The sequence below is a fragment of the Geodermatophilus sp. SYSU D00708 genome, from assembly GCF_054050115.1.
Window position 1 is genome coordinate 16,180 of sequence record NZ_JBJGYS010000027.1, and the last position, 19,511, is coordinate 35,690.

The 19,511-nt window shown below is 75.3% G+C and carries 18 protein-coding genes and 1 other RNA gene; 4 read left to right on the top strand and 15 right to left on the bottom strand.

Going from position 1 to position 19,511, the window contains the following annotated elements; all coding sequences use genetic code 11:
• Nucleotides 1–189: 189 nt before the first annotated feature.
• The 7 genes from ACI79D_RS19655 to ACI79D_RS19685 all read right to left on the bottom strand — a co-directional run bounded on the left by ACI79D_RS19655 (nt 190) and on the right by ACI79D_RS19685 (nt 5,610).
• A complete protein-coding gene (locus ACI79D_RS19655) occupies nt 190–756 on the bottom strand; it encodes a dihydrofolate reductase family protein (RefSeq protein ID WP_456920164.1) in 567 nt (188 codons plus the stop codon).
• Nucleotides 757–892: 136 nt separating this feature from the next.
• Nucleotides 893–1,456, bottom strand: a complete 564-nt coding sequence (locus tag ACI79D_RS19660) for a dihydrofolate reductase family protein (RefSeq protein ID WP_456920165.1) — start codon at nt 1,454–1,456, stop codon at nt 893–895.
• Between the two features lie 116 nt (nt 1,457–1,572).
• An RNA gene (gene rnpB / locus ACI79D_RS19665) (RNase P RNA component class A) lies at nt 1,573–1,973 on the bottom strand.
• Between the two features lie 33 nt (nt 1,974–2,006).
• Nucleotides 2,007–2,729 (bottom strand): PIG-L deacetylase family protein, encoded by a 723-nt coding sequence (locus tag ACI79D_RS19670; protein ID WP_456920166.1) that lies wholly within the window; start codon nt 2,727–2,729, stop codon nt 2,007–2,009.
• A 40-nt stretch (nt 2,730–2,769) separates the two neighbouring features.
• Nucleotides 2,770–3,330: a dihydrofolate reductase family protein gene (locus ACI79D_RS19675; protein WP_456920167.1), complete on the bottom strand. Its 561-nt coding sequence runs from the start codon at nt 3,328–3,330 to the stop codon at nt 2,770–2,772.
• A 44-nt stretch (nt 3,331–3,374) separates the two neighbouring features.
• Nucleotides 3,375–4,079, bottom strand: coding sequence for an alpha/beta fold hydrolase (locus ACI79D_RS19680; protein WP_456920168.1), 705 nt, complete (start codon nt 4,077–4,079; stop codon nt 3,375–3,377).
• A 4-nt stretch (nt 4,080–4,083) separates the two neighbouring features.
• The gene (locus ACI79D_RS19685; protein ID WP_456920169.1) at nt 4,084–5,610 is read right to left on the bottom strand and encodes an MFS transporter; all 1,527 of its coding nucleotides are present in this window, start codon (nt 5,608–5,610) and stop codon (nt 4,084–4,086) included.
• Nucleotides 5,611–5,687: 77 nt separating this feature from the next.
• Here ACI79D_RS19685 and ACI79D_RS19690 point away from each other — a divergent pair, with 77 nt between their 5' ends.
• The 4 genes from ACI79D_RS19690 (at nt 5,688) to ACI79D_RS19705 (ending at nt 10,383) form a co-directional block, all read left to right on the top strand.
• Nucleotides 5,688–6,443, top strand: a complete 756-nt coding sequence (locus ACI79D_RS19690) for a sulfite exporter TauE/SafE family protein (protein WP_456920170.1) — start codon at nt 5,688–5,690, stop codon at nt 6,441–6,443.
• Between the two features lie 71 nt (nt 6,444–6,514).
• Complete coding sequence (locus ACI79D_RS19695) at nt 6,515–8,797, top strand: putative bifunctional diguanylate cyclase/phosphodiesterase (protein ID WP_456920171.1); 2,283 nt, start codon at nt 6,515–6,517, stop codon at nt 8,795–8,797.
• A gap of 50 nt (nt 8,798–8,847) precedes the next feature.
• Nucleotides 8,848–10,083 (top strand): SLC13 family permease, encoded by a 1,236-nt coding sequence (locus ACI79D_RS19700; protein WP_456920172.1) that lies wholly within the window; start codon nt 8,848–8,850, stop codon nt 10,081–10,083.
• 93 nt (nt 10,084–10,176) lie between these two features.
• Nucleotides 10,177–10,383, top strand: coding sequence for a hypothetical protein (locus ACI79D_RS19705; protein ID WP_456920173.1), 207 nt, complete (start codon nt 10,177–10,179; stop codon nt 10,381–10,383).
• Between the two features lie 86 nt (nt 10,384–10,469).
• Here ACI79D_RS19705 and nadA read toward each other — a convergent pair whose 3' ends face one another.
• From nadA to ACI79D_RS19745, 8 genes are all read right to left on the bottom strand, one after another.
• Nucleotides 10,470–11,501 carry a quinolinate synthase NadA gene (gene nadA, locus ACI79D_RS19710; RefSeq protein WP_456920174.1) on the bottom strand — a complete coding sequence of 344 codons (1,032 nt, stop codon included), beginning with the start codon at nt 11,499–11,501 and terminating at the stop codon, nt 10,470–10,472.
• Between the two features lie 110 nt (nt 11,502–11,611).
• Entirely contained in the window at nt 11,612–12,712 is a 1,101-nt protein-coding gene (locus ACI79D_RS19715) for a bifunctional RNase H/acid phosphatase (RefSeq protein WP_456920175.1), read from the bottom strand.
• Nucleotides 12,709–13,449 (bottom strand): zinc ribbon domain-containing protein, encoded by a 741-nt coding sequence (locus ACI79D_RS19720; protein ID WP_456920176.1) that lies wholly within the window; start codon nt 13,447–13,449, stop codon nt 12,709–12,711. Before ACI79D_RS19720 ends, ACI79D_RS19715 begins: the two co-directional genes overlap by 4 nt.
• Before the next feature lie 9 nt (nt 13,450–13,458).
• Entirely contained in the window at nt 13,459–15,099 is a 1,641-nt protein-coding gene (gene mctP / locus ACI79D_RS19725; protein WP_456920177.1) for a monocarboxylate uptake permease MctP, read from the bottom strand.
• A gap of 3 nt (nt 15,100–15,102) precedes the next feature.
• Complete coding sequence (locus ACI79D_RS19730) at nt 15,103–15,399, bottom strand: DUF3311 domain-containing protein (RefSeq protein WP_456920178.1); 297 nt, start codon at nt 15,397–15,399, stop codon at nt 15,103–15,105.
• A 42-nt stretch (nt 15,400–15,441) separates the two neighbouring features.
• Complete coding sequence (locus ACI79D_RS19735) at nt 15,442–17,520, bottom strand: Nif3-like dinuclear metal center hexameric protein (protein WP_456920179.1); 2,079 nt, start codon at nt 17,518–17,520, stop codon at nt 15,442–15,444.
• Between the two features lie 29 nt (nt 17,521–17,549).
• Nucleotides 17,550–17,849 carry a hypothetical protein gene (locus ACI79D_RS19740; RefSeq protein ID WP_456920180.1) on the bottom strand — a complete coding sequence of 100 codons (300 nt, stop codon included), beginning with the start codon at nt 17,847–17,849 and terminating at the stop codon, nt 17,550–17,552.
• A 246-nt stretch (nt 17,850–18,095) separates the two neighbouring features.
• The gene (locus tag ACI79D_RS19745) at nt 18,096–19,475 is read right to left on the bottom strand and encodes an NAD(P)/FAD-dependent oxidoreductase (protein ID WP_456920181.1); all 1,380 of its coding nucleotides are present in this window, start codon (nt 19,473–19,475) and stop codon (nt 18,096–18,098) included.
• Between the last annotated feature and the right edge of the window lie 36 nt (nt 19,476–19,511).

Genomic DNA, 19,511 nt, shown 5'->3' on the forward strand with positions numbered 1-19,511 from the left:
CCATCACACTGCGGTCAACGTCGGCGACCGGCGCCGGGGTGCGCCCGCGGACACCACGTGCCCCAGGCGCCACAGCTCTCCCGGGGGCCACAGCAGCCCCGGCCCCGGCGCACCCGGTGGAGGCGCAGGCGACGGACGAGCCGGCCCGTTCGCCGGGGAACGTGGTGGTTCGTCTGCCCTGATCGACGCCTAGGGCCGTCGAACGGCGTAGCGCAGCAGGACGACACCGTTACCGAACCGCCGGTTCTCCACCAGGTCGAGGTCGGTCCGGGTGTCGGCGGTCTCGAACAACCGTCGACCGCGGCCGACGACGACCGGGTTGACGTAGAGCCGGTACTCGTCGACCAGGTCCAGCCGGCGGAAGGTCTCGACCAGGTCGGCCCCGCCGAGCGTCATGTCCCCGCCCGGCTGCTGCTTCAGCGCGCGGATCTCGTCGGGGTCCACCTCTGCCCGCAGCGAGGCGTTCGGGCCGACCTCGTGCAGCGTGCGGGAGAACACGATCTTCGGCACCGCCCGCCAGATGCCGGCGAACTCGCGCATGACCGGCGGGTTGTCCGGGTCCTGGTCGGCGGTCGGCCAGACCGCCTCCATGAGCTCGTAGCTGACCCGGCCTTCGATGAACGCGCTCATGGTCGCGAGGTGCTCGTTGAAGTGCGCGTGCAGCTCTTCGTCGACGAGGTGCCAGCTCAGGTCGTGGTCGGGCCCCTCGAAGTAGCCGTCCAGCGACAGCATCATCTGCACGACGATCTCCCGCATGCGTCCTCCTGGTCCACGACTCGGTCCGGGAGCTCGGACCGGCGGACGCGGCGGATCTCATCGGTCCCGCCGGCCTCCCCTGGGCACGGCCGGTCGGGGAAGCGCGTCAGAGGGGTGCCGATCCGAGGTCGGGCACTCAGCGCCTGGTCTCGTACCTGGTCAGGAGCACGCCATCGGGAAACGTCCGGGTCTCCACCAGGGTCAGGTTCACCCAGTTGTCCAGGGCCGTGAAGAACGGCGTGCCGCTGCCCACCAGGACCGGTGCGGTGGCCAGCACGTACTCGTCGATCAGCCCGGCCCGCATGGCCGCCGCGGCGAGGGTGGCGCCGCCGATGTCCATGGGGCCGCCGTCCTCGGCCTTGAGCCGGGTGATCTCGGTGACCGCGTCGCCGGTGACCAGGCGGGTGTTCCAGTCGACCGTGCTGATCGTGGAGGAGAACACCACCTTCGGCATGTCCTTCCAGCGGCGGGCGTACTCGATGTGCGCCGGTGTGGCGCCGGGCTGCTGGTCGGCGGTGGGCCAGTGGGAGCTCATCCCCTCCCACAGTCTGCGCCCGTACAGCGCCAGGCCGGTCGCCCCCACCCGGTCGGACCACCACTGGAACAGCTCGTCGCTCGGCACGCTCCATCCGAGGTCGTCGCCGGGCGCGGCGACGTAGCCGTCCAGGGACAGGTTCATGGCGAAGGCCAGTTTCCGCACGGCGTGTGCCTCCCGTGAGTCGGTGTCCGGCGTACAGACCGGCACGGTGCGGAGAAGTCATCGGCGCAGGCCACACGGCCCCGCTGGACGCACACGTCCAAGTCAGGGCGGGGCGACGGACGAGTCGGCCTGTACGCCGGGTTCTGTCCACGGGGGCCTCGCGGCCTCCCGATGGGCGGTCATCCATCTAGGCCTGCCGTTGCCGGCAGGCTCGAGCGGTCCACCCGCAGGCATCGGGCGGGCAGCCCTCGAACGCCTGCGCAGGACGACGTCGCCGCCGTCCCTCTCGACCTTGCTCCGGGTGGGGTTTACCGAGCCACACCGGTCACCCGGTGTGCGGTGGTCTCTTACACCGCCGTTTCACCCTTACCAGCGGCGAACCGCTGGCGGTCTGTTCTCTGTGGCACTGTCCCGCGGGTCACCCCGGGTCGCTGTTAACGACCACCCTGCCCTGTGGAGCCCGGACGTTCCTCGGCGACGGGGTTGCCCCCGCCGACGCGACCGCCCAGCCGACTCGTCCGTCGTCCGCCCAGTCTAGGCGACCTCGTGCTCAGCCCCAGTAGAGCCGGAACCCGACCCGCCGCTCCCCCTCCTCGGTGAGGGTCGCCATGTCGATCTGTCGACGTGCCTGCTCGTCGACCGGCTCGTCCGACAGCACCTCCAGGTAGCGGCGGTGCTCGCTGAGCGAGGCCACCGCCTTCTCCACCCCGGTGCTCACGTCGACCACGTGCGGTGGCTCCTCCCCCACCGTCTGGACGGCGATGTACTGCACGCCGGTCCACCGCGGCTCGGTCAGGTCGGGGAAGATCCACTCGTTGGCGGCGTCGGCCACCGCGTCCAGCACGCTGCGGGACAGCGCCCGGTGGTCCGGCGAGTTCAGGGCGCCCGGCGTGATCCCCGGCGGGGTCCAGGTGTCCCCGCCGTGCATGGTCACCACGAGCTCGGGCCGGTGCCGGCGGATCGCCGCGGCGAGGTCGCGGCGCAGCGGCAGCCCCGTCTCCAGCACGCCGTCCCGGTGCCCGAGGAACTCCACCTCCGACACCCCGACGACCGCCGCCGACCGGCGCTCCTCCTCCTCGCGCAGCGGCCCGGCCTCGGCCGGCGTCATCCCGGCGATGCCGGCCTCCCCGCGCGTGGCCAGGAGGTAGTGCACCTCCTTGCCGGCCGCGGTCCAGACCGCGACCGCGGCCGCCACGCCGTACTCGATGTCGTCGGGGTGGGCGGCCACGACGAGGGCGCGCTGCCAGTCGTCGGGCATCGGCAGGGAGGCCATGGCGGGCAGTGTGCTCCGGGAGGAGGGCGTCCGGGGAGGGTCAGCCGCGCACCGGCCGGTAGGTGAGCAGGGTGGTCCCGGAGCGGAACTCCCGGGCCGCGACCCGCTGCAGCCGCACGTCCACCCCGTCGGGGAACAGCCGGCGGCCGCGCCCGAGCACCCGCGGGAAGACGAACAGCCGGTACTCGTCGACCAGGTCCGCGGCGATGATCGCGTGGCAGAGCGTGATGCTGCCGGTCACGCCGATCTCGCCGTCCACCGACGCGCGCAGCTCCCGCACCTCCTCGACCGGGTCGCCGGCCAGCACCTGGCTGTTCGCCCATCCCGGGTCACCCAGCGTGCGGGAGACGACGAACTTCCGGACCTCGTCCAGGTGCCGGGTGATCCCGGTCCGGTCGTCGGTCTGCGCCGGCCAGAAGGCGCGCATGTCCTCGAAGGTCCGCCGCCCGACGAGGAACCCGGGCTGCCCCGACATGTGCTCCTGCACCACGGCCAGGACGTCGGAGGTGTCCGCCGTCTCGCCCTGCGGGTCGAACCACCCGTCGAGGGCCTCGACGACGCCGTCGAGCGTGGTGTTCTGGGTGACGACGATGCGTGCCATGACAGGGCAGACCCGCCCGGCACGGGGAAGTCATCGCCCGGGAGTCATCGCCCGGCGACGTCCAGCAGCACCGCGGCCAGGTCGTCGGGGGCGCTCACCATCGGGTCGTGCCCGGTGGCCAGCTTTACCACCTCCCAGCCCGGCTGCGTGCGCGCCCGCACCCGGGAGGGCTCGATGCTCGGCAGCGCCGGGACGCTGCAGTCGACGTACGTGCGCGGCCGGGCCGCCCAGCGTCCGCCGTCGAAGGGCAGCGGGTCGTCGTAGACACCGCCGGGCTGTGGCGTCTGCCGCCGCTCCACCCACGCGGCGTCGGCACCGGTCAGCCCGAACGCCGACGCGGGCGGGGGCGGGATCACCCCGGTCTCCCGGATGACCGCCCGCCGCTCCTCCCGTACCTCCGGCGGGTTGGGCGTCGACCAGCTCTCCCCGGGGGTCGGGACGACGCCGTCGACGTAGACCAGCCGGTCGACCTCCTCCCCCAGCCGGTCGGCCGCGCCGGTGACCACCATCCCGCCGTAGCTGTGCCCGACCAGCACCGCCCCCCGGCACTCGGCGGCCCGCACGGCGGTGACCACGTCCTCGACGTGCGTCCCGAGGGTGATCGACGGCGACAGCTGGTGCGCCCGCTCCCCCAGCCCCGACAGCGTCACCGCGACGACGTGGTGCCCGGCGGCGTGCAGCGCGGGCAGCACCCGGCGCCAGCACCAGGCGCCGTGCCAGGCTCCGTGGACGAGGACGAGGTCGGTCATCGCCTCATCGTGCCGGGGCCGCGTCCCGGGTCCCCTCCGGGGCCGGCCGGCGGGGTGCGCCGGGCGCCTCGGCGCGGACCAGCCAGAGCACCAGCGCCCCGCCGAGGAGCCCGGCCACGCCGCAGGCGAGGAACGCGCCCCGCAGCCCGTCGGTGTAGGCGGCCGTCAGCAGGTCGGCCAGCGCCGGCCGGGCGGCCGGGTCGGCGCCCTGGAGGATCGCCGGCGCCTGGCCCGCGGACAGCGCCGACGCCGTCCCGGCCGGGTCGGGCGCGCCGCCGTCCCGCAGCACGCCGGAGGCGCCCGCCGTGAACACCAGCCCGAGGATCGACACCCCGAGGGCCAGGCCCAGCTGCCGGGCGGTGTTGACCGCGCCGGAGGCCATGCCGCTGCGGTCGCGGGGCACCGCGGCCAGCGCCGCGGAGGCCAGCGTCGGGTTGGCCATCCCCACACCGGTGCCCATGACGGCCAGGCCCGCGATCAGCACCGTCCAGGTGGACCCCGCGTCGACCAGGGCGAGCAGCAGCGCGCCGGCGCCCACCAGCGCCAGCCCGGTCCCGAGCACGAGGTGCGGCGGGCGGGTCTGCAGGACGCGGCCGGCGCCGGCGGCGACCGCGAAGCTCATGAACGACAGCGGGATGAACACCAGCCCGGCGCGCAGCGGGGTCATCCCCTCGATCGACTGCAGCCACAGCGAGGCGTAGATCAGCTCGGAGAACGCCGCCGCGTTGAGCAGGAGCCCGCCGGCCATGATCCCGGTGAACGACCGCGACCGGAACAGCCGGACGTCGAGCATCGGTGCCGGCCGCCGCAGCTCCACCACCACCCAGACCACCAGGACGACGAGCCCCGCGGCGACCGGCGCCCACGCCGCCGGCCCGCCCCAGCCGTCCGCCGCGGCCTCCACCAGACCGAAGACCACCCCGCCGGCGCCGACGGTGAACAGGGCGATCCCGGCGACGTCCGGCCGCGGCGCCGACGCCTGCCGGGACTCCTCCACCGCCGTCAGCGTGAGGACCACCGCCAGCACGCACACCGGCAGGTTCACGTAGAAGATCCACCGCCACGACAGCTCGGTGAGCGCACCGCCGAGGATCGGCCCCAGCGCCGCCGCCGCCCCGACGACGGCGCCCCACACGCCGAACGCCGTGCCCCGGTCCCGGCCCTCGTAGCTGGTGTTGATCAGCGCGATCGTGGTCGCGAACATCGCCGCCCCACCGATCCCCTGCACGCCCCGCGCCGCGATCAGCCAGCCCGCGCTCGGCGCCAGCCCACAGGCCAGCGAGGCCAGCGCGAAGACGACCAGCCCGGCCAGGAACACCCGCCGCCGCCCGTAGAGGTCGGCCACCGAACCGGCCCCCAGCACGAGCGACGCCAGCGCCAGCGCGTAGACGTCGACCACCCACTGGAGCTGGTCGAACGACGTCGACAGGTCCCGGGCCATCTCGGGGAGCGCGACGTTCACGATGGTCACGTCGATCAGCAGGATGAAGGTGCCGGTACAGATCGCGACCAGCGGCAGCCACTTGCGCACCGGCCCAGGGTGCCCGTGTGGTGCGCAGCGCAACCAACCGGGGCGCAACCCGCCGGGTCGCCGTAGGCTCGCCGTCCGTGTCCGCCCTCGACCTGGCCATCGCCGCGGGGGTCGCGTTCCTCGCGGGTGCGGTCAACTCGATCGCCGGCGGCGGCTCGCTGATCCTCTTCCCCACCCTCGTCGCGCTCGGCCTGGGGACGGTCGCCGCCAACGTCACCAACTCCATCGCCCAGTGGCCCGGCTACCTCGGCGGCGTGCTGGGCTTCCGCCGGGAGTACGCCGGTCAGCGCGGCCGGCTGCTGCGCTTCGGCACCGTGGCCCTGCTCGGCGGCACCGCCGGCAGCGTGCTGTTGCTCACCACGCCGACCGCGGCCTTCGACGTCGTCGTCCCGGTGCTGGTGCTCCTGGCCAGCTTGCTGCTGGCGGTCCAGCCGCTGCTGACCCGGCGGCTGCGCAAGGCCGAGGAGGAGGGTCCGCGCCGGGACCCGGTCTGGCTCTACGCCGCGCTGTTCCTGGCCACCGTCTACGGCGGCTACTTCGGCGGCGCGCTCGGCGTGATCCTCGTCGGCGTCCTCGGCGTCGGGCTGCACCGGCTGAAGCTGGCCAACGCGCTGAAGTCGGCGCTGTCGGCGGTCACCGCCACCGTCACCCTCGTGGTGTTCGGCCTGTTCGGGCCGGTCGCCTGGCTCGTGGTCGCCGTCGCCGCCCCCGCGAGCCTGCTCGGGGGCTTCCTGGGCGCCCGCATCGCCACCCGGATCCCCACCACGCCGCTGCGCGTGTTCATCGTGCTCTTCGGCGTCGCCGTCTCCGCCTACCTGTTCACCCGCCTCTGAGCACCTGCCCCCGAGGGGTGAACCAGCAGGTCAGGGGTTCACCCCGGGTGGTCGGCAGCCGATCCAGGGGCATGCCCTCCCCCGCGCACGCCCGGCTGCTCCCCGGCGCCCCCCGCCGGGCGCTCGCGGTCCTGGCCGTGCTCGTGTGCGTCCAGGTCGCCGCGACGGCGACGGACGCCGGCACTGCGCACCCGATCCGGCTGCTCGCCGGGCTGGCCCCGTACGGCCTGGTTGCCGGGATCCTCGTCTGGCGGGCCCGGCGGGTCCCGCACGAGCGCGCCTTCTGGCTGCGGCTGGCGCTCGGCGGCGTGGTCCTGGCGACGACGACCGGCGCCCTCACCGTGCTGGCCGCCGTCCCTGCCACACGGGCGGTCGCCGGTCCGGCGCTGCTGTGGGCACCGGTGCTGGCCTTCCCGCTCTTCTACAGCGCCGTGGTCCGCTGGAACCGCTACAGCACGACGCTGGCCGACCCCAGCGACGTGCTCAACGGCCTCTCGGCGGTGCTGGCCGTCGTCGCCGTGGCCGACGTGGTCCTCGCGCACACCGGCAGCGACCTGGCCGACGCCCCCTGGCAGTGGCTGCTGCCGCTGCTGGCGCAGGGCGCGGTCGGCTTCGTCCTCGTCGGGACGGCGATGTCGCTGGTGTCGCTCGGCTCGATGGCCCGCGACCCCCGCCTGTGGCTGGTCACCGCGGCGTTCAGCGGGCTCCTGGCCGGCAGCGCCGGAGGCCTGGTCACCGCTTCCCAGCCGTGGTGGGCGGCCGCCGCCGAGGGGGCCGGGCTGGTCTGCCTGGCTCTCGCCGCCACGCTGCGCTCGGCCCGTTCCGCTCCGCAGCCGACCGACCCGACCGCGTCGACCTTGGGCGCGTTCGTCGTGCTCATCGCCGCCACCGCGGTGCTGGCCGTGGGCGGGCTGATCGGGGCACCCGCCTCGGCCACCTGGTGCGCGGCGCTGGCGGCCCTCGGCTCCAGTGTCCGGCTGCTGGTGAACGTCGGGGAGCTCGCCGTCCTCGCGGTGACCCGGCGCGAGGCGCTCACCGACGAGCTGACCGGCATGGCCAACCGCCGCGCGGTCCTGCGCCGGGCCGCGGAGCTCTCCCGCGCCGGCACGCCGCTGGTCTTCGCGCTGCTGGACCTGGACAAGTTCAAGGAGGTCAACGACGGCCTCGGCCACGCCGCCGGTGACGAGCTGCTGCGCCTGGTCGCCGCCCGGCTGGAGCCACTGCTGCGCTCCGGGGACCTGCTCGGCCGGCTGGGCGGCGACGAGTTCGCCGTGGTCGCGCTGGGCGAGCACGGAGTCGCCCCCGAGGACGCCGCGGCCGCGCTGGGCGCGCGGCTGTTCGCCGAGCTCGCCGAGCCGTTCCGGGTCGGCGGCATGTCGGTGCACGTGGCCGCCAGCGTCGGCCTGGCCTGCTGGAGCGGGCCGGCCCCCACCAGCTCCGGGGACGGCACCACCGGGACCCTCCTCCGGCACGCCGACGCGGCCATGTACGACGCCAAGCGGACCGGCGCCGGCGTGGCCGTCTACGACCCGGCCCGGCACGGGCTGAGCAGCCGGCACCTGGCCCTGGTCGAGGAGCTGCGCGCCGGCCTGGCCGCCGGCCAGCTGGTGCTGCACCACCAGCCGCAGGTCGACGTCGCGACCGGCACGACGCTCGGCGTCGAGGCCCTGGTGCGCTGGGCGCACCCGGTCCGCGGCCTGCTCGGCCCGGCGGAGTTCCTCCCGCAGGCCGAGATCCACGGCCTCATGCGGTCGGTCACCGACGAGGTGCTGCGGCTGGCGGTCGACCAGGCGGCGGCGTGGCGGCGCAGCGGGCGGGACCTGCGCGTGTCGGTCAACCTGTCGGCCAGCAACCTGCTCGACACCGACCTGCCCCAGCGGGTCGCCTGCCTCCTGGACGGCGCGGACCTGCGGCCCGACCAGCTGGTCCTCGAGGTCACCGAGACGGTGCTGCTCAGCGACCCCGAGCGCAGCCTGGCCGTCGTCGGCCGGCTCGCCGACCTCGGCGTCACCGTCAGCATCGACGACTTCGGCACCGGCTACTCGTCGCTGTCGTACCTGCGCCACCTGCCCGTCGCCGAGCTCAAGCTCGACCGTTCCTTCACCGCCGACCTGCTCACCGACGCCCGCACCGAGGCCATCGTGGCCAGCACGGTCGCCCTCGCCCACCGGCTGGGCCTGCGGGTGGTCGCCGAGGGCGTGGAGCACCCCGCCACGCTGGCCTACTTGGCCGCGCTGGGCTGCGACGAGAGCCAGGGCTACCTGCACTCCGCCCCGCTGCCGGCCGCCGAGCTCGAGCGCTGGCTGGACCGGGCGGGCGCCGCTGCGCGGGAGGCGGCGCTGCTGCCGTCGTAGGCTCGCCGCTCGTGGCCGCCGCCGTCCTCGACCCGCCGGCCTGACCCCGCGTGGACCCGCTCGCCCTCACCGTCTCCGGCGTCGTCCTCGTCGCCACCCTGGTGGCCGCCGTGACCGGGGGCCGTCGGCTGCCGCCCGCGGCGGTGGCGGTCCCGGGGGCGTGCTTCCTGCTCGGGGTGGGCGCCGTGGGCCTGCCCGACGCCGCGCAGGCCGTGCGCGAGGTCGCGCCGACCGTCGGGTTCCTCGTGCTGATCCTGGTGCTGGCGCACCTCGCCGAGCGGGAGGGCCTGTTCACCTGGGCCGGCGCGGTCACGGCCCGCCGCTCCGGGGCCTCCCCCGATCGGCTCCTGGCCCGGGTGGTGCTGCTGGCGGCGGCGGTGACCGCGGTGCTCAGCCTGGACGCCACGGCCGTGCTGCTCGTCCCCGTGGTGCTGGCCACCGCCGCGCGGCTGGGGGTCCGGGCCCGGCCGCACGCGTACGCGACCGGCCACCTGGCCAACTCCGCGTCGCTGCTGCTGCCGGTGTCCAACCTGACCAACCTGCTGGCGTTCGCCGCCACCGGGCTGACCTTCCTGCACTTCACCGGGCTGATGCTGGCCCCGTGGCTGGCCGCCGTGGCCGTGGAGTACCTGCTGCTGCGCCGGCTGTTCCGGGCCGACCTGGCCGCCGCCGGGGACGCCGTCCCGGCCGCGGTGCCCCCTGTCCCGGTCGTCGCGCTCGCCGTGGTGGCGCTGACCGTCGCCGGGTTCGCCGCGGTCTCCCCGCTCGGCCTCTCCCCCGCCTGGCCGGCCGCCGCCGGGGTCGCCGTCCTGGCCGCCCGGCGGCTGGCCGCGCGCACCAGCACCGTCGCGGAGCTGGTGCGCGCGGCCGACCTGCCGTTCGCGCTGTTCGTGGTGGGCCTGACGGTCGTCGTCCTCGCCGTGCGGCGCAGCGGCCTGGAGGACGTCGTGGCGGCGGTGCTGCCCCGCGGCGAGGGCCTGCTCGCACTGCTGGCGGTGGCCGGGGTGGCCGCGATCGGCGCCAACCTGCTCAACAACCTGCCGGCGACCCTGGCCCTGCTGCCGGTCGCCGCGGCGGCCGGGCCGGGGACCGCGCTGGCGGTGCTCATCGGGGTGAACGTCGGCCCCAACCTGACCTACGCCGGGTCGCTGGCCAACCTGCTGTGGCGCCGGGCGCTGGCCGGTGCGGCGCCGTCGGGCGCCCGGTTCAGCCTGGTGGGGCTGGCGACGGTGCCGCTCACCCTGCTGGCCGCCACCACCGCCCTGTGGGCTGCGTTACAGGTCTGACGCCCTGGACGGGTGTGACGGACGGGTCCACCCGGTGCGGGACACGCGTCCGCGCTGCCCGGCCCGGCGGCCGCCGCTGCCTACCGTCGTCCCATGCGCGAGAACCGACTTCCCCCGGTCCCGAACGCCGCCACCCGGGCGCAGCAGCTGCACCTGGTCGCCGCCGCCCGCGTGGCCGCCGTCCGGCCCACCTCCGAGCAGCAGGTCTCCGACATCGTGCGCGTCACCGTCGACGACGAGGTGGACACCCGCACCTTCAAGGCGATCGTCGCCGACCTCTCCACCGCCGTCCGGAGGTAACCGCCGGTCGGGGAGCCCACGTCCGGTCCCCGGCCCCCTGCAGGGTCCCGCCCCGAGCCTGCGAGGGGTGGGGGCAGGGGGTCCTCCTACTCGCCGCCGCGGCCCGGCTCGCCGATCGAGATCATCGCCTCGACCGCGCGGCGGGCGCGGGCGGCGGTCTCGGGGTCGACGTCGACGGCCCCCTCGCCGGTGCGCAGCGTCTGCAGCAACTTCCCCGGCGTGATCATCTTCATGTAGCGGCAGGCGGCGCGGGCGTTCATCGGGATGAACTGCGTGCCGGCGTTGAGCGCCCGGAGCTGGTGCAGGATGCCGACCTCGGTCGCGACCAGCACCTCGCGGGACTGCGTCCGCGCCGCCTCCTCGACCATGCCCCCGGTGGACAGCACCCGGGTGCGGTCGGCGGGCAGGTCGCCGTGGCTGACCAGGTCGAGCACCGACGTCGTGCAGCCGCACTCGGGGTGCACGAGGATCTCGGCGTCCGGGTGGGCGGCGACCTGCGCGCGGACGTCGGACGGGCTGATCCCGGCGTGCACGTGGCACTCCCCCGCCCAGATCGAGATGTTCTCGCGGCCGGTCACCCGCTTGACGTGCGCGCCGAGGAACTGGTCGGGGCAGAACAGGATCTCCCGGTCCGCCGGGATGGACCGGACCACGTCGGCGGCGTTGGACGACGTGCAGCAGATGTCGGTCTCGGCCTTCACCGCGGCGGTGGTGTTGACGTAGCTGACGACGACGGCGCCCGGGTGCTGGGCCTTCCAGTCGCGCAGCTGCTCGGCGGTGATCGAGTCGGCCAGGGAGCAGCCCGCGGCGTGGTCGGGCAGCAGCACCGTCTTGTCCGGCGAGAGGATCTTCGCCGTCTCGGCCATGAAGTGGACGCCGCAGAAGACGATCTCGCGGGCGTCGGTCTGTGCCGCGACCCGGGAGAGGTACAGCGAGTCGCCGGTGAAGTGCGCGACGTCCTGGATCTCGGGCACCTGGTAATTGTGCGCCAGGATGACCGCGCCACGCTCCTCGGCCAGCTGCCGCACCTCGGCGGCCCAGGCCTCGTACTCGGCGGGCGACAGGGTGCGCTCGTCGCCAGTGACGGCAGCGGTGGCGGGCGCGATGGTCGCGGTCACGGATCTCCTCGGGTCGGGCGGGCGGCCCACATGATCCCCTGCGGCGCGGGCCGGCGGCGGCGCGGGGCACCCCGTGCAACGCCGTCCCCGCAACCGGCCTTCCCGGCCCGCTAGCGCAGGTGGCCGGTGTCGTTGACCAGCCGCACCGACGAGCGCCCGTCCGAGCTCCACGCCACCGTGCAGAACGACGCGGCCTCGAGGAACACCCGGTGGACGACGTCGTCGGGCACGTCGAGCCCGGCGGCCAGCATCAGCTTGATCGGCGTCACGTGGCTGACGACCAGCACGGTCCGCCCGGCGTGCTCGCGCAGGATGCGGGCGCGGGCGCGACCCACCCGCTGGGCGACGTCGGCGACCGACTCCCCGCCGGGCGCGGCGACGGTGACGTCCTCGGCGAACCGGCGGGTGGCCAGCGGGTGCGCCCGGCGGGCCTCGTCGGCGGTCAGCCCCTCGAGCCGGCCGAAGTCCAGCTCCACCAGGTCGTCGTCGTACTGCACGTCCAGCCCGAGGACGCCGGCGACGACCTCGGCGGTCTCCCGCGCGCGGCGCAGCGGCGAGGACACGACGACCTCGATGCCCAGCTCCTCGGCCCGCTTGGCGGCCGCCTGCGCCTCCGCCCGGCCGGTCGCCGACAGCGGCAGGTCGTTGCGGCCGCTGTACCGACGCTCCGGGGTGTGCTCGGTGCGCCCGTGCCGCAGCAGGTGGGTCACCGTCGTGGTGACCGGCGCCGGCTCGGCGACCGGCTGGACGTCGTCCTCGGCCGTGGTCGGCTCGGCGGCGAGGTCGCGGCGGACCGGCCGGCCGTCCATGGCGCTGTTGGCCAGCGCGTCGGCCGCGGCGTTCTGCGCCCGCGGCACCCACGTGTAGCGGACCCCGCGCAGCTGACGGGCGATCTGCTGGGCCTGCAGGGCGAGCTTCTGCATGTCGGGGTGCTTGACCTTCCAGCGACCCGACATCTGCTCGACGACCAGCTTGGAGTCCATGCGGACCTCGACCTCGGCGCTCGGGTCGAGGTCCAGGGCGGCCTGCAGCCCGGCGACCAGGCCGCCGTACTCGGCGACGTTGTTGGTCGCCCGGCCGACGGACTCGGCCCGCTCGGCGAGCACCTTGCCGGTGACCGCGTCGCGGACCAGGGCGCCGTAGCCGGCCGGGCCGGGGTTGCCGCGGGATCCGCCGTCGGCCTCCACGACGAACCGGCGTCTCGTCGTCACAGCCCGCTCTCCGCCGTGCGTACGAGGATCCGGCCGCAGTTCTCGCAGCGCACGACCTCGTGGGGGTCGGCGTTGCGGACGGCGGCCAGTTCGCGGCCGTTGAGCTCGATCCGGCAGCCCTGGCACTGGCGGGCCTTGAGCATGGCCGCACCGGTCCCGCCGGTCTGCGTGCGGATCCGCTCGTAGAGCGCGAGCAGGTCGCCCGGGACGGCGGCGGCGGCCTCCTGGCGGGCCTTCTCGTGCTGCGCCGTCGCGTCGGCGATGTCGGCCAGGGCGTCGTCGCGCAGCTGCTCGGCACGTTCCCGCTCGGCCTGCGCCTGGTCCTTGCCCTCCTGGGCCTCCCGCAGGGTGCCCTCGGCGGTCTCGAGTTGCTCCATGAGCTCCAGCTCGGTGTCCTCCAGGTCGGACTGCCGCCGCGCCAGCGACTGCAGCTCGTGCTGGAGGTCGGTCATCTGCTTGGCCGCGACCGAGCCCGAGTCCAGCATCTTCTGGTCCCTGGCCGCCCGGTTCCGCACGGTCTCGACGTCGTCCTCGAGCCGCTTGACCTGCCGCTGCAGGTCGCGCACCTCGGTCTCGGCGCGCACGACCGCCTCGGCGTATCCGCGCTCGGCCTCGGCCGCGGACTCCACCGTGGCCAGCTCGGGCAGCGTGCGCTTGCGGTGGGCCAGCTGGGACAGCGCGACGTCCTCGGCGGCCAGGGCCAGCAGCTTCTGCTGGTCGAAGTGGTCGGCCTTCACCCGGCCAAACTACCGGCTGCGCGCGGGCCGCTCCCCCGGCGCCGCGGGCGGGGCCGACGCCAGCGGGTCGGGCAGGTCCCGGAAGGTCGGGTCCTCCCGCTCGGCGGTGTAGTCGGTCTCCGCCGTCCCGTCGACGCCGTCGTCCACCTTGGCCGCCCGCAGCGCCAGGGTGACCGCCACGGCCACGACGAGGTTGGCCAGCAGCGCGAGGATGCCGGCGTAGACGCTCCAGGTGGTGTCCAGGCCGAGCTTCGCCAGCGGGAACGACGAGCCGCCGAAGTGCTCCCGGACGACGGAGCCGTCGGGGCCCAGCCGCGGGATGTTGTAGAGCATCAGCAGGCCCGCGGCCATGCCGGCCGTCCAGCCGGCGACCAGCCCGCCGCGGTGCAGCCAGCGCGTGTACAGCCCCAGCGCCACGGCGGGCAGCGTCTGCAGGATGATCACGCCGCCGATGAGCTGCAGGTCGATGGAGAACTGCGGGTCGATGAAGAGGATCGCCGCCACCGCGCCGACCTTGACCACCAGCGAGGCCACCTTGGCGACCTGGGCCTCCTGGCGCGGGGTGGCGTCCTTCTTCAGGTACTCCTTGTAGATGTTGCGGGTGAACAGGTTCGCCGCGGCGATCGACATGATCGCGGCCGGGACCAGCGCGCCGACGCCGACCGCGGCGAAGGCGATGCCGGCGAACCAGCTGGGGAACATCTGCTGGAACAGCACCGGGACGACGGTGTTGCCGTCCCCGCCGATCGGCTGCACCCCCGCGGCGATGGCCATGTAGCCCAGCAGCGCGATCAGGCCCAGCGCCAGGCTGTAGGCGGGCAGCGCGCTCATGTTCCGCTTGAGCACGTCACGGCTGCTGGCGGCCAGCACGCCGGTGATGCAGTGCGGGTAGAGGAACAGGGCCAGCGCCGAGCCCAGCGCCAGGGTGGCGTACCCGAGCTGGCCGGACGCCGGCAGCAGCACGCCGGACGTGCCGGAGAACTTCTCCTCCGCGGCGCCGAAGATCGCCTCCCAGCCGCCCAGCCGCACGGGGATGACGATCACCGCGACGATGATCGTCAGGTAGATCAGCGTGTCCTTGACGAACGCGATCAGGGCCGGGGCCCGCAGCCCGGAGTTGTACGTGTACAGCGCCAGGATGACGAAGGCGACGATCAGCGGCAGCTCGCCCTCCACGCCCATCGCCTTGAGCACGGCCTCGATGCCGACCAACTGCAGCGCGATGTAGGGCATCGTCGCGACGATCCCGGTGATGGCCACGAGCAGCGCCATCGTCGGGGAGTCGAAGCGGCTGCGGACGAAGTCGGCCGGCGTCACGAAGCCGCGCACGTGGCTGACCGACCACAGCCGGATGATCACCAGGAAGACCAGCGGGTAGATGACGACCGTGTAGGGGACGGCGAAGAAGCCGGCCGCGCCCGCGCCGAACATCAGCGCCGGGACGGCGACGAAGGTGTAGGCGGTGTAGAGGTCACCGCCGAGCAGGAACCAGGTGACCCAGGTGCCGAAGCTGCGGCCGCCCAGCCCCCACTCGTCGAGGTGCATGAGGCTCTCGGCCCGCCGCCACCGGGCGGCGACGAACCCCATCACCGTGACGACGAGGAAGACGACGATGACGATGACCAGCTCGACGACGTTGACCCCGTCCACGGCTCAGCGCTCCCGGTCCCGGGCGAGGGCCTCGCGGGCGGCGTCCCGCTCGGTCCTGCTCCGCCGGGTCGCCCGGTAGACGGCGACGGTGGTCAGGACGCCCACGGCGACGAACGCCAGCTGGGCCCAGTAGAAGAAGGGCCAGCCGAAGAGGGTCGGATCGACGCGGTTGTAGAGCGGCACGATCAGCGGCAGCACGATCGGGACGAGCAGCAGCCAGTTCCACGGGCTGCGGTCGCTGCGGCGCGGGATGCCTCCCGGTCCCCCGGCGTCCGGGGGCGGTGTGGGCGTGCTGGTCATCGCGACCCCCCTCCCCCGAGGGATCGCAGCGCCCCTCGGGCCTCAGCCGGCCGCGGCCGCGGCCGGGTCCCCGTCGCCCGCGGCGTGCCACGTCCAGGGGTCGGTGCGGCGCCGGGAGACGGCCACCTCCACCCGCCCGGACAGGTCGCGGTGCAGCACGTCCGCCGCGACCGGCAGCCAGGGCCACTCGGAGGCGAAGTGTGCCACGTCACACAGGGCCGGACCGCTGTTCTCGAGCGCCTCGGAGACCGGGTGGTGCCGCAGGTCGCTGGTCAGGAGGACGTCGGCGCCGGCGGCTGCCGCGGCGGGGAGCAGCGAGCCCCCGCTGCCACCGCACACCGCGACGGTCTCGATGCGCCGGTCGGGGTCGCCGGCGGCGCGGACGCCACCCGCGGTGCCCGGCAGGACGGCGGCGACGTGGGCGGTGAACGCGCGCAGGGTCGTCGGCTCGGAGAGCCGCCCGACGCGGCCGAGGCCGGCGCGCGGGTCGGCCGTCGTCGGCTCCAGCGGGACGGCGCCGGTGAGGCCGACGACGTCGGCCAGCGCGTCGTTGACGCCGTGGTCGGGTGCCCGGTCGGCGTTGGTGTGGGCGGCGAAGAGGCCGGCGCCGGCCCGGATCAGCCGGTGCACGAGGCGGCCCTTGGGGTCGCTCGCCGGCACCCCGTGGACGGCGCCCAGGAACAGGGGGTGGTGGGTGACCAGCAGTTGGGCGCCGGTCTGCACCACCTCGTCGACGACCGCCGCCACCGGGTCGACGGCGAACAGGACCCGTTCCACGGGCTCCTCCGGATCGCCGCAGACCAGCCCGACGGCGTCCCAGTCCTCGGCCAGCGCGGGGTCGTACCGCGCCTCGAGCGCGGCGACGACCTCCCCCAGGGTCACGGTCACCCGCCGCAGCCTAGGTCGGCGCGGTCGGGCGCCGCGGTGGGGCGACGGCAGTGCGGGCCGGTCGGTGCCGGGTGGCCGGCTGGTGCGGGTGACGGCGCTGGGGGTGGTGACGGTCAGCACGCCGTCGGGGGTCAGGGCGTAGGTCCAGCCGCGGGCGAAGGTCTTGAGCCGGTGGTGGCGCCGGCACAGGCAGCACAGGTTCTCGCACGCGGTGCGTCCGCCGCAGGCGTGGGGAATGACGTGGTCCAGGTGGGCCCAGCCAGCGGTGGTGGCGCAGCCGGGGTGCCGGCAGGTGCGGTCGCGGGTCTGCAGCGAGCGGCGCTGGGCGGCGGTGGGGGCGTAGCCGTCGGTCGCCGGGGGCCGGCCCAGCAGCGCACAGCCGCAGTCGCCGGCTTCGGGGCCGTCGGTGGGGTGGGTGGGGCAGCCGCGGCGGGCCAGCCGCTGCAGCTCGGCGCGGGTGGTGGTGGCCAGCAGTCCGCCGGCGGTGTCGGTGAGCGCCACGGTGAGCGTGCCGCCGGTGGGGGGCTGCAGTCCGCCGGGACAGACCGCGTCCAACTGGGCCAGCAGCTCCCGCAGGTGGGCGGCGGTGATCGGCTGCCCGTCGACCTCGCCGGTCGGCGCCGCCACCGCGCCCGGGCGCGCCCACGCCGGCGCACCGGCGTTGCCGTCGTCGTCGGTCTGCGGCCGCGCCCACGCCGCCGGCGCCGGGCCGCCGCCGGCGAGGAAGCGGGCGGGGGTGAGCGCGTCGAGCGGGGCGGTGACGGTCAGCTGCGCGGTCACCGGCTCCCGCCCCGCCGCCCAGGGGCGCAGCACCAGGTCGGCCAGCGCACCGGTCCGCAGCATGCCCAGCGGCCGGTCCTCACCGGCGGACTTCGCCGCCCGCGTCAGGCCGTCGACCGCGGCCCGGCAGGCGGTGGCCAGCTCGTGCGGCATCGTGGCCACCAGCTCGGACATGCCGTCCCCGACCGGGCGCATCACCACGTTCGCCCCCCGCTCGGCATCCTTCCGGCGCCGGTCGGCCGCGGCCGCGTCCCGCGCGGTCAGCGCCGCGGCCACCACCGCCTTGAGCCGGCGGATCGACAGCTCCCCGGCGCGGGGCAGCACCGCGGCCTCCACGGCCGCCAGGATCGCCGGGTCGGTGGCCCGCGCCTTCCACCCCAGCTCGGCGGCGATCGCCCGGGCCCGCGGCCAGTCCAGCCGCCCCTCAGCCAGCGCCGCCCGCGTGCCCGGCAACGTCTGCGTCAGCGCCGCGGCCTGGTCGATCAGCGCGCTGGCCCCGGCCCGCGCTGGGCGTCGGCGGCGGCACCGGGCCGGCCGGGCTTGCGATCGAAGCTGTCCGGGCGGTCGGCGGTCAGCCCGGCGACCAGATCCAGCTCGTAGGCGGCCAGCATCGCCTCCAGCTGCTGCAGCCGCTGCAACTCGGCCGCCTTCTCCTCCGCCGTCCGCGCGTGCACCGGCGACGCATCGGACAACTGCACCGGCACCGCATCCACCGGCACGCCGGCGGGCAGCTCCAGCGGGGCCACCGTCAGCCCCACCCCGAACCCGCCGCCACCGAACATGCCCTCAACCCAGGCCGGGGGTACGACACTTCCGGGCGCCTGAGCAGGGAAGACGAGAAGAACTCAGAAGAGCGAGCCGGCGGACCGGAGCTCGACCGGTCTCCAGAGCGCGGGCGGAGGACCGATCACCCAGCCGGGCCAACGGCGGAGCGGCCGCAGCGCGAGGAGTCGCCGAGGCGACACGTCGACCTGCCGACGTGTCGCCTCGGCGGCACCGCCCTCACGCGGGGAGCTCGAGCTCCCCCCTCACGCGGGGAGCCCGAGCTCCTCTAAGTCCGCCACGGCGCGCCGGGAGCCGCGCAGCACGTGCGCCATCACCCCCGGCGACATCAGGCTCGACGGCGGCGCCTCCATCTGCGCCACCCGCATGAACGCCGTCCCCACCACGGGGTCGGACGAGGCCGCACGGTGCACCTTCGCCAGGTAGGCGTTGACCACCCGGGTCCGCCGGTCGACCGGGCCACGGTAGCCGGGCAGCCGCATGTCCCCGCCGACGGCGATGTGCCACGGGTTGTCGATCGTCGTGGCCGCCACCTGCCAGAACTGCGCCGCGAGGCCCGGCCGGTCCAGGCCTCCGGCGAGCAGCTCCCGGAGGGCGAGCGCCTCCACGGCGGCCACGGTCATCCCCTGGCCGTACACGGGGTCGAAGCTGCAGATCGCGTCGCCGACGACCAGCAGGCCCAGCGGCACGCGCGTCAGCCGCTCGTACCGCCGGCGCACCGAGGCGGGGAACCGGAAGCGCCGAGGCTCGTCCAGCGGCACCGCGGCTCTGACGACCTCGTGCAGCAGCGGTGAGAGCAGCGTCCCGGCGTAGGCCTCGAAGCCCTCGGGGTCGACCGGCGGCCGGTCCCCGAAGAAGCCGGCGACGGTGCAGATCCACCGGTCGCCCTCCTGCGCGAGCAGCCCGCCGCCCCGCGGGCAGTCCGGCGAGGCGGACACGAGCGCCCCGACGGCGCCGTCCAGGTGTCCGGGCTCGCGCCGGTAGTGCCGGGTCGAGTACGCGAGGTCGACCTCCACCCGCTCCTCAGCGGGGGGCTCGAAGCCGAGCGCGGCCAGCCACTCCGGCATCCGCGACGTACGTCCGCTGGCGTCGACGACGAGGTCGGCCTCCCAGTGCCGGATCCGCTGCCCGGCGCCGTCCCGGTCGACCGCCGCGACCCCGAGCACCCGGCCGTCGGCGTCGTGGAGCAGCGTCCGGACGTCGACCCGCTGGTACAGCTGGATGCGGGGGTCGGCGAGGGTCCGGCGGCGCACCTCCCGCTCGAGGAGCGGCCGGCTGAGCAGGATCCCGATCAGCCCGGAGGGGCCGGACGCCATCGTGTAGCCGTCGTTGACCCACCGGGAGTCCGCCTGCGGGTCCCCCACCACGGCCCCCCGCGCCACCAGGTCGGCGGTCAGCCCGGGGTACAGGTCCTCGAGGGCCGCCCGGCCACGGGACAGCAGCGCGTGCGCGTGCGCCGACTGCGGCGCCCCACCCCGCGGGACGGCCTCCTCGGGCAGCGTGTCGTGGTCGAGGACCACCACCCGGTCGACGTGCTCGGACAGGACCCGCGCCGCCAGCAGTCCCGCCAGCCCGGCCCCGATGACGACGGCGGTGTCCAGCCGGCCCGGGTGAGGAAGGGACATGACCACCTCCGGACGGGCCGCCTCCCCTCGGGCGGC

Coding starts and splice junctions, on each gene's coding strand:
- ACI79D_RS19655 (WP_456920164.1), bottom strand. CDS start 756: ATGCGGGAGATCGTCGTGCAGATGATGCTGTCGCTGGACGGCTACTTC.
- ACI79D_RS19705 (WP_456920173.1), top strand. CDS start 10,177: ATGCGCGAGAACCGACTTCCCCCGGTCCCGAACGCCGCCACCCGGGCG.
- ACI79D_RS19695 (WP_456920171.1), top strand. CDS start 6,515: ATGCCCTCCCCCGCGCACGCCCGGCTGCTCCCCGGCGCCCCCCGCCGG.
- ACI79D_RS19745 (WP_456920181.1), bottom strand. CDS start 19,475: ATGTCCCTTCCTCACCCGGGCCGGCTGGACACCGCCGTCGTCATCGGG.
- ACI79D_RS19680 (WP_456920168.1), bottom strand. CDS start 4,079: ATGACCGACCTCGTCCTCGTCCACGGAGCCTGGCACGGCGCCTGGTGC.
- ACI79D_RS19730 (WP_456920178.1), bottom strand. CDS start 15,399: ATGACCAGCACGCCCACACCGCCCCCGGACGCCGGGGGACCGGGAGGC.
- ACI79D_RS19670 (WP_456920166.1), bottom strand. CDS start 2,729: ATGGCCTCCCTGCCGATGCCCGACGACTGGCAGCGCGCCCTCGTCGTG.
- ACI79D_RS19675 (WP_456920167.1), bottom strand. CDS start 3,330: ATGGCACGCATCGTCGTCACCCAGAACACCACGCTCGACGGCGTCGTC.
- ACI79D_RS19740 (WP_456920180.1), bottom strand. CDS start 17,849: ATGTTCGGTGGCGGCGGGTTCGGGGTGGGGCTGACGGTGGCCCCGCTG.